The 2,549-nt window shown below is 61.4% G+C and carries 4 protein-coding genes and 1 tRNA gene; 3 read left to right on the top strand and 2 right to left on the bottom strand.

All coding sequences use genetic code 11. From position 1 onward, the window contains the following. Positions 1–304 (top strand): TIM44-like domain-containing protein (locus tag EOA85_RS32520; RefSeq protein WP_164760036.1); only part of this gene is annotated, 304 nt, incomplete at its 5' end. Between the two features lie 24 nt (positions 305–328). On the opposite strand, the gene EOA85_RS32515 is transcribed toward EOA85_RS32520, so the two are convergent. Both EOA85_RS32515 and EOA85_RS32510 read right to left on the bottom strand, forming a co-directional pair. After that, the gene (locus EOA85_RS32515) at positions 329–970 is read right to left on the bottom strand and encodes a class I SAM-dependent methyltransferase (protein WP_127212450.1); all 642 of its coding nucleotides are present in this window, start codon (positions 968–970) and stop codon (positions 329–331) included. A gap of 145 nt (positions 971–1,115) precedes the next feature. Next, positions 1,116–1,205: transfer RNA gene (locus EOA85_RS32510), tRNA-Ser, on the bottom strand. 323 nt (positions 1,206–1,528) lie between these two features. On the opposite strand from EOA85_RS32510, the gene EOA85_RS32505 reads away from it, so the two are divergent. Beyond that, entirely contained in the window at positions 1,529–2,218 is a 690-nt protein-coding gene (locus EOA85_RS32505; protein WP_065011333.1) for a 50S ribosomal protein L21, read from the top strand. A 100-nt stretch (positions 2,219–2,318) separates the two neighbouring features. Beyond that, positions 2,319–2,549, top strand: a 231-nt coding sequence (gene rpmA / locus EOA85_RS32500) for a 50S ribosomal protein L27 (RefSeq protein ID WP_127212449.1), incomplete at its 3' end; no start/stop codon positions are given.

Below are 2,549 nucleotides of genomic sequence, written 5' to 3'. Positions count from 1 at the left end.
GGCGACCCCCGAGATGGTGTCGTACCTGTCCGAAGAACTTGCCGACAATGCCAAAAAGGGCATCAGGAATGATGTCTCGAATGTCAGCCTGTTGGAGGCCGACATTGCGGAGAGCTGGCGGGAAGATGATCGCGACTACGCGACGGCTGCCTTGCGCTACGAGTCTCACGATGTGATGCGCGATCGCGCCAGCGGCAAGATCGTCGCGGGCGAAGCCGATCGACCGACGGAAACAACCGAACTGTGGACCTTCACGCGCCAGAACGGTGGCGACTGGAAGCTCGCAGCAATACAGCAGCCCTGACTGATACACTGCAGCCGTGGCCGTTCAGGTCCTCTTGCGCGCCACGATGTAGGGACGATTGTCGTTGCCCTTCGTTGCGTGGCTTTCAGTGGCAAGGACGTCGAAGCCCGCGGCAGATATATGCTGGCTCAGGTCTGCAGCGCGAAAGACGCCAGCATAGGGTGCTTTGCCGATCGCGCGCATCGCGGGCAACAAGGCAAGCCGGATGAGTGGGTTCATATCGCCGACGCAAGATGTCTTGGAAATAAACAGGCCCTGCGCTGCAAGCAAGGCGTGGATGTGGCGCAGCGTGCCAGGCAGGTCGCGGACCAGATGGAGATAGTTGAATCCCAGAACCGCGTTAAACTGCGCCGCGTCAGGCGTAAGCGCTTCTACGGTCGCGGTGCGGAAGACAAGCGCCGGGATGGGGCCAGCGGCGTGTTTCTCATTGGCAATCGCGATCATTCCAGCGGAAATATCCGTCGCCAGATAGTCTTGAACATCGCCCGCGAGCCGGAGCGCCGTCGTTCCTGTTCCACAGCCCAGTTCCAACACCCTGTCGCCTGGTTCCAACAGGGCGCGCGTCCGGTCCAGCGTGCGCTCATAGCCGGCCTGATCCGCAATCGCACCCATGGCGTACTTCCGTGAAGTGCGGTCCCAGAAACGGGCGTCGCTCGCTATGCTCATGATGGTTGCTCCTCAGATCGCGACCCGGCATTAAGAATGGTCGGAGGCGAGTCGTGTCCGCTCAAGTCAAGCCCCGCAGAAGCTCGTTCGGCTATCGGCGGTGATTGGGTAGCTATCTCGCATAAGAGCGTAGAATTGGCGAAACTGGCGGAGAGGGAGGGATTCGAACCCCCGATGGGCTTGCACCCATGCCGCATTTCGAGTGCGGTGCATTCGACCACTCTGCCACCTCTCCGCGGTCATGGTCCGCCGTTGCCGGCGCGGCGCACTAGATAACGGTTGGGCGGACAGGTTACAAGGCCCAATCTGCCCGGCGAACCGGCTTCTTGTCAGGCTGCCGCCCGGCTCTGTGTTGTCGGCGCCTGGCTTGAATGCGTTCGTGGCTCGCATGCTGGCCGCTTGCCTTGACTTGCGGCCAACCTTCGGTTAGGGACAGCGCGCAATCGGCGTGGAGGGTTCTTCCGCGCCGCTTGCTTTTTGAACCCGCAGACTGACAAAAAGACGGCCGAACCGCCTGAAGCGGTTCATCAAGGCCGACCGAACAGCGAAAGGCAAAAAATGTTCGCAGTCATCAAAACGGGCGGCAAGCAGTATCGCGTCGCCGCCAACGATCTCCTGAAGATCGAAAAAGTCGAAGGCCAGGTCGGCGATATCGTCGAGATCGGCCACGTGCTCGCGCATGGCGAGGGCGAGAATGTCACGTTCGGCGCGCCGTTCGTCGACGGCGCCCTGGTCACCGCTGAGGTCGTCGAACAGGGCAAGAACCGCACCGTCATCGCCTTCAAGAAGCGCCGCCGGCAGAATTCGCGCCGCAAGATCGGCCATCGCCAGCTTCTGACCACCGTGCGGATCGCCGAGATCCTGCTGGGTGGCGCCAAGCCGACGAAGAAGGCCGCGGCCAAGACCGAGGCGAAGGCCGAAGTTGCTGCAAAGGCCGAGGCGAAGGCTGAAGCCGCGCCGAAGAAGGAAGCCAAGGCAGAGGCTGCGCCGAAGGAAACCGAGGCCAAGGCAAGCGAAACAGCGGCGCCGCTGTTCAAGGCGCCGAAAGGCGAGCCGGACGATCTGACCGTGATCAAGGGCATCGGCCCGGTTGCGGCCGGCCAGTTGAACGAACAGGGCATCATGACCTTTGCCCAGATCGCCAAGCTGTCCGACAAGGATGTCGCCAAGATCGACGAGCATATGCCGTTCAGCGCCGACCAGATCATGGACTGGCGCGAGCAGGCCAAGGAACTGGTGAAGAAGTAAAGCGAGCCGGCGCAATCGTCGCCGGATCGGACTTGAAACGGAACGCGAACGCGTTCATAAGACCTTTTAAGCGCCCTTGCGGCGCATCGGAGTTAGTTAGATGGCACACAAGAAAGCTGGCGGTTCGTCGCGCAATGGTCGCGACTCCCATTCCAAGCGGCTCGGCGTGAAGAAGTTCGGCGGCGAAGCCGTGATTCCGGGCAACATCATCATTCGTCAGCGCGGCACGACGTGGCATCCCGGCACCAATGTCGGCATTGGCACGGATCACACGCTGTTTGCGCTCGAAGCTGGCGCAGTCACCTTCAACAAAAAAGCCAATGGCCGAACC

Source organism: Mesorhizobium sp. M5C.F.Ca.IN.020.29.1.1, assembly GCF_003997375.1.
Lineage (GTDB): Bacteria > Pseudomonadota > Alphaproteobacteria > Rhizobiales > Rhizobiaceae > Mesorhizobium > Mesorhizobium wenxiniae.
The sequence above is the reverse complement of the archived record's forward strand: the minus strand, read 5'-3'. Positions and strand labels throughout refer to the sequence as shown.